Here is a 6,408-nt window from a genome sequence, read left to right on the forward strand (position 1 = left end):
ATTCAATGGTAAATATATAACTTATTTATTAGAAAAATACTGTGCACTCGCTAGAAGTTTGTCATAATGAGTATTATTGCTTAATAAAAGTTTATGTAAAATCAATAAACTGTCGAATATTATTCGAGTAGTTGAATAAAAAAATTTATTATGATGCCACTGATTTATTCTTTATCTGCAACAATTGCTGAGCATCGTAATCATCATTGTTATTTATCTTATTTCAGCCTCTTTTCTTATGGGATTAGAGACTGGTGATAAGTCGTATCTAAAAAATCGGAGAATGTTTTTATGTCTATTCGGTTTGGTTGGCGGCAATCATTAGTAACCTTAACTTGCTTAGCCGCACTTAGTATCCCTTTTGCAACATCCGCTCAAACGCTGAAATTGGCTATTGGTGAAGAACCCACAGAAGGTTTTGATCCCATGCTGGGGTGGAGTCATGGGAGCTATTTACTTCTTCATAGCCCATTATTAAAGCAAAATGCGGATCTCTCTTGGTATAGCAATATGTTAAGTGACTATCAGCCAAGTGAAGATGGTAAAACATGGAAATTAACGTTAAAGCCTGATTTAAAATTCTCTGATGGTCTACCTATCACAGCAAAAGATATCGTATTTACTTATAACAATGCGGCTGCAAGTGGCGGTAAAGTAGATATGGGGAATTTTCTTTCTGCAAAAGCAGATGATGATTTACATGTCACTATTACCTTAAAAGCACCACAAAGTACGTTTGTGAACGTACTTGGCTCTTTAGGTATTGTTTCTGCAGATAAGTATGATGAAAAAACCTATGCACAAAAACCAATTGGTGCTGGTCCTTATCGCATGGTCAGTTTCCAACCCGGTCAGCAATTAATAGTTGAAGCTAACCCTTATTATGCCGGGCAGAAAAACGATTTTGAAAAACTCATTTTCGTTTTCCTTGATGAAGATGCCGCTTTTGCTGCTGCTCAAAGTGGACAGCTAGGGATTGTGCGTATCCCACCAGCAACGGCGGCAATGGCTAAGAATTTACCAAATACCAAATTATGGGAAAGACCGAGTGTTGAAAACCGCGGTATTGTTTTTCCAATGGTAAAATCAGGTGAAAAGAATGCGCAAGGCTATGATATTGGTAATGATATCACCGCAGATATCGCCATTCGAAAAGCCATTAACTACGCTCTTGACCGTAAATTATTATCAGAGCAAGTGCTTGATGGTTATGCTATTCCTGCGTATACCGGAGTGAAAGGTTTACCTTGGGATCAAACAGATGCAGCCTTTAAAGATGGTGATGTTGAAAAAGCCAAGCAAATTCTTGAAGATGCAGGTTGGAAACCCAATAAAAACGGCATTCGTGAAAAAGATGGTTTAGAAGCTAAATTAACCCTGTGGTATACCAGCGGTGATGCAACTCGTCGCGATTTAGCTGAGTCAATTCGTGCGCTAGTGCAACCTCTTGGTATTCAAATGGATCTTAAATCAGGAAGTTGGGATACAGTAGAACGTTATATGCACTCAAATCCGACTTTATTTGGCTGGGGCAGTCTTGATCCTATGGAACTATATCATCACTACAGTGCTAATGCTGCTGGCGTTGGTTATTATAATCCAGGTTATTACAAAAATCCTGAAGTCGAGAAACACCTACAAGCTGCGCTGGATGCCCATACATGGCAAGAAGCAGTTCCTCATTGGAAAGCAGTAGAATGGGATGGGAAAAACGGCGTGGGTGTAAAAGGTGATGCCGCTTGGGCTTGGTTGATGAATGTGCAACATACTTACCTGACGAACCCCTGTGTTGATCTGGGAACAGGAACGCCTGAAATTCATGGTTCATGGTCATTATTAAATAGCGTAGATACTTGGAAGTGGACTTGTCAGTAATACGTCACAGTGCAGGTTTTTTCCTGCGATTATTTTGCCTGCTGTTGGTGACAACAGCAGGTGTTTTTATTTTATTAAGTTTTTCACCAATAGATCCTATTAAGGCTTATATCGGCAGTGATTTACTGAATGTCCCTCCTGAGCAATACCCTTTAATTGCAGCTCGTTGGGGGCTTGATCAGCCTTTATGGATGCGGTTTTGGTTTTGGTTTAGTCAAATTATTCAAGGCGATTTTGGCTATTCTATGTTGTATAACATGCCTGTTATTGAGGTTATTCGCGAGCGTGTAGGGCCTTCTTTTATTTTACTTTTTTCAGCTTGGGTCTTCTCTGGTGTGATTGGCGTGGTCATGGGATTAGTCGCAGGTCGATATCTTAATCGTTGGCCGGATAGAATTATTTCTACTCTCTCTTATTTATTAGCTTCGTTACCGACATTCTGGGTAGGATTGCTTCTGTTATCGTTGTTTTCTGTCACTTTGCATTGGGCACCAATTTGTTGTGCATGGCCGATGGGAAGTAGTGCAGAAACAGCAACATTAAGTCAGCGTTTTTCCCATCTTATCTTACCAATGATAGCCCTTGGATTATTAGGCACAGGGAATATCGCACTGCATACTCGTGCAAAAGTTGCTGAAGTGATGGGCAGTGAATTTATTCATTTTGCTAAGGCTCAAGGTGATAAAGGTTGGGCTATGATGCTATTTCATGTTCTACGTCATGCCATTACACCCGCACTTTGCTTACAGTTTGCATCAATTGGTGAATTACTTGGTGGCTCTCTTTTGGCTGAAAAAGTATTTGCTTATCCCGGCTTAGGGCAGGCTACTGTTGATGCAGGATTACGAGGCGATATTCCCTTATTAATGGGGATTGTTGTTTTTAGTACTATTTTAATTTTCTTTGGTAATAGTATTTCTAACACACTATTACGACGTATTAATAAAGGAATTTTACGAGACTCATGATTTACGATCCGAATAGGCCTTTGTTACGACTTTTATTAGTCTCCCTTGCATTAATTGGGTTAGTTACGTATGGCTTTTCTGTTTCTCATACTGATATCGTAATGGATTTTTTGGCTAGAAATCAGGCTCCATCAGATCAATATTGGTTCGGTACTGATAATTTGGGGCGCTCTTTGTGGTTACGTTGTTTTCAAGGAATGTTAAGCAGTTTAAATATCGGTGTGACAAGTGCGATTGTCAGTGGTGCTATTGCTCTGTTGTTTGCAGGTATTTCCTCGATTAATCGTTATTGTGATTTTCTGGTCAGAGGGGTTGTTGATGCGCTTTTAGCATTACCTCATTTATTACTATTGATTTTAATCTGCTTTACCTTAGGGGGCGGGCAACAAGGAGTGATTCTGGCAGTGGCATTAACTCATTGGCCTAAACTTGCGTTGATTTTACGTGGCGAAATTCAACGTATTCGGGAGGCCGATTATGTGATGTTATCGCGTCGTATTGGTAATTCACCTTTTGAATGTGTAAAAAAACACTACATTCCAATGTTATTACCGCAGTGGATTGTGGGAACGTTATTGATGTTTCCTCACGCGGTATTACATAGTGCGGCATTAAGTTTTTTAGGCTTTGGGCAAGCTGCTCATGAGCCCTCTTTAGGTTTACTGTTATCTGACGCATTACGTTATTTAAGTACCGGCTCTTGGTGGATGGTTGTGTTTCCGGGACTTATTTTGATGTGCTTAGTGTTGATCTTCGATCAATTTGCTAAGGCAATGCAACAATTGTGGTTAAGAGGGGCAGGATGTTAAGTTTTGAGCAGCTTTCCATTGATATTGCCCAATTTCGGTGGTTGGGAAAACGAAATTGGCAACCGTTGCTAAAATCAATTTCTCTGGATATTAAACCGGGTAAAATGTTGGCATTAGTGGGGGGAAGTGGCGAAGGTAAAAGTTTATTACTTCAAAGTGCATTGGGACTTTTGCCTGCTAATATGCGAGTTCGTGGCTCGATTAAACTGAATGGGCATACATTAAGTGAACGAGAACTTATTGCTTATCGAGGAAATACTTTTTGCTATATTCCTCAGGGAGTGACAGCACTTAATCCTTTAATTTGTATCGGTGAACAATTAAGTCGCTCAGCGCATTTAAGCGGTGCTGAAGTGACATCGGATGATATTGTGCAGCAATTGGGGCTTTATCACCTTTCAGGCTCGTTAGTGAAAACATACCCAGCTAAACTTTCAGGGGGGATGGCAAAACGCGTATTAGCCTGTAACGCAACACTCTCTAACGCACAATATATTTTGGCTGATGAAATTACCTCATGGCTTGATGATGAGCACGCATGTCTATTATTAGGGCACTTAAGAGAATTATGTAATCAGGGTAAATCTGTACTTTGGGTAACACATGACTTAGCTCTTGCCGCACGTTTCGCAGATACGATAGCTGTACTCAATCAAGGTGAGGTTAATGAAGTTATCCCTGCCACAATGCTTAATCGTCATGAAGGTAGCGAATGGTTAAAAGCACTCTGGAATGCATTACCTGAACAACAATTTCTAAGTCAAACAGAAACATCACTGAATCCATTATCATATTGAGTTATTAAGCTTTCTTATTGCTGGAGTTATCTTTATGCCACTTTTAGAGTTAAAACAATTATCTGTTCAGCAAGCAGGTAAGGTGTTATGGCAAGATCTCTCCTTTTCGTTAGAGGCTGGAGAAAGGCTGGGTATTTCAGCGCCAAGCGGTACAGGAAAAACGACATTAGGTCGTGTTCTAGCGCAGTGGCAAGCACCAACTCAAGGTTCAATTCTTGTTAATGGCAAACCATTATCTAACAAGGGTTATTGCCCTATTCAATTAGTCCCTCAGCATCCTGATAAATGTTTTAATCCGTTTAGAACAACAGGAGATAGTGTTCGTGATGCTTGGTCGCCAGATAAAGATTGGTTTGAAAAATTAAGAATAAAATCAGAATGGTTAACACGTAGACCTAATGAACTATCTGGCGGAGAATTGGCACGTATTGCGTTATTACGTGCGTTAGATCCTCGTACTCAAATATTGATTGCAGATGAAGTCACGGCACAATTAGATGCGAAAATTCAAGCTGATATTTGGCAAGTATTGATCGATGAAAGTCAGAAGCGTCCTTTAAGTTTGATTATTTTTAGCCACAATAAAGCACTGCTTGAAAAAGTATCGACGAAGGTGTGGTGGGTTAATGAAGAAAAAAATAATTCTACTATTTTAAATTTGAATTCTTCAATCAGCTAATAAAAAAGAGCTTCCTATATTTTTATAGGAAGCTAAATAATACAGCTAAAATTAACCCTAAACAAAACAATAAGGAATTAGAAGCGATAAGTGTAGTCAATACCAAATTGCATATCGTGATTGCGATATGTAGTCATTTCCCAATTTGCTTTCGTACCAATAGATGAGTGTTTATCCACTTGATACATTAATCCAATATGAACAAATGGACGTTGTTTTAACTGCTTTTTATTTTCTAAATAATCAATTTGTTGTTGACCTAAATAGTCAATATGGCTACGGAAGTTTCCTTGATAATGTGATAAGTTCCACAGTAATCCTGCTTTTGTATTTAGTATGAAAGAGGAACCTAATAAATGATCCATACCCAATCCTATTTTGGCTAATAATGAATGCATTTTGAGGGCATCATAGTGTGCTGCAAATTGGGCATTTTGAGTTTCACTATAAGCTGAACGTGAGATTTGATTAAAAGTAAGTCCTACAAATGGTGTAAGCATAAATTCATTTGATATGGCGTATGGATAAGAGCCTTGCAAATCAATGTGATAACCAGATATCTTACTATTGCCTTTACCTGATTCAGAATCTGCTAATGCTTGTCTTTCAATAGAAACTTTACGATTTAAATAAGCGCCTTTTAATGACAGATGTAATGCATTGCTATTTAATTCAGCATTGAGTGAGGGTATTAAATCTAGGCTAAAACCAATTAAAGGTAATGCATAACCTTGATATTGATAGCCTTTAGGTAATGAAGAAGAGATATCTGTATCAATGGCAAGCCCTACAACTAATGGAATATGGTTAATATCAAAACGATAAGCACCACTTAACCCCGTTTGTGTTGCATTGGCTTTATTTACATTTTGGTAGTGCGCAAACCCACTAATACAGGCTTTTTTAGTACCGACAGAACAGGTTGCAGAAGCTAAATAGCGCAGTTGTCCTTGTTGCATATCTATCAGTTTATAGCCATTTTCAGCGACTAATTGTATTGATTTATAGGTGTTTTCAATGTCGATAGGTTTGCTGATCACAACGGGTGGTTTGGTATCTGCTTTCTCTTCGGCTTGCTCTTTAGCTAGGCGCTCTTGCTCAGCTTTGGCTTTATCGGCTTGCTCTTTAGCTAGGCGCTCTTGCTCGGCTTTGGCTTTATCGGCTTGCTCTTTAGCTAGGTGCTCTTGCTCGGCTTTGACTTTATCGGCTTGCTCTTTAGCTAGGCGCTCTTGCTCGGCTTTGGCTTTATCGGCTTGCTCTTTAGCTAGGCGCTCTTGCTC

General features: G+C 39.2%; 6 protein-coding genes. 5 read left to right on the top strand and 1 reads right to left on the bottom strand.

Annotated features, from left to right (window positions below):
* The first annotated feature begins 291 nt into the window (after positions 1-291).
* Genes GWI97_RS11530 through GWI97_RS11550 form a run of 5 tightly spaced genes read left to right on the top strand, consistent with a single transcriptional unit; the run spans position 292 to position 5,128 of the window.
* Positions 292-1,875, top strand: coding sequence for an ABC transporter substrate-binding protein (locus tag GWI97_RS11530; RefSeq protein WP_036934321.1), 1,584 nt, complete (start codon positions 292-294; stop codon positions 1,873-1,875).
* On the top strand, positions 1,860-2,843 hold the full coding sequence (locus GWI97_RS11535; protein WP_072024192.1) for an ABC transporter permease: 984 nt from the start codon (positions 1,860-1,862) through the stop codon (positions 2,841-2,843). Before GWI97_RS11530 ends, GWI97_RS11535 begins: the two co-directional genes overlap by 16 nt.
* On the top strand, positions 2,840-3,652 hold the full coding sequence (locus GWI97_RS11540; protein WP_036934317.1) for an ABC transporter permease: 813 nt from the start codon (positions 2,840-2,842) through the stop codon (positions 3,650-3,652). The genes GWI97_RS11535 and GWI97_RS11540 overlap by 4 nt, the downstream gene beginning before the upstream one ends.
* A complete protein-coding gene (locus tag GWI97_RS11545) occupies positions 3,646-4,449 on the top strand; it encodes an ATP-binding cassette domain-containing protein (RefSeq protein ID WP_036934316.1) in 804 nt (267 codons plus the stop codon). Before GWI97_RS11540 ends, GWI97_RS11545 begins: the two co-directional genes overlap by 7 nt.
* A gap of 34 nt (positions 4,450-4,483) precedes the next feature.
* Positions 4,484-5,128 (top strand): ATP-binding cassette domain-containing protein, encoded by a 645-nt coding sequence (locus GWI97_RS11550; protein ID WP_036934314.1) that lies wholly within the window; start codon positions 4,484-4,486, stop codon positions 5,126-5,128.
* 77 nt (positions 5,129-5,205) lie between these two features.
* Here GWI97_RS11550 and GWI97_RS11555 read toward each other — a convergent pair.
* A partial coding sequence (locus GWI97_RS11555) for an autotransporter domain-containing protein (RefSeq protein ID WP_237585389.1) occupies positions 5,206-6,408 on the bottom strand: 1,203 nt, incomplete at its 5' end.

The organism is Proteus sp. G2300, from assembly GCF_009915965.1.
In the GTDB taxonomy this organism is placed as follows: domain Bacteria; phylum Pseudomonadota; class Gammaproteobacteria; order Enterobacterales; family Enterobacteriaceae; genus Proteus; species Proteus vulgaris.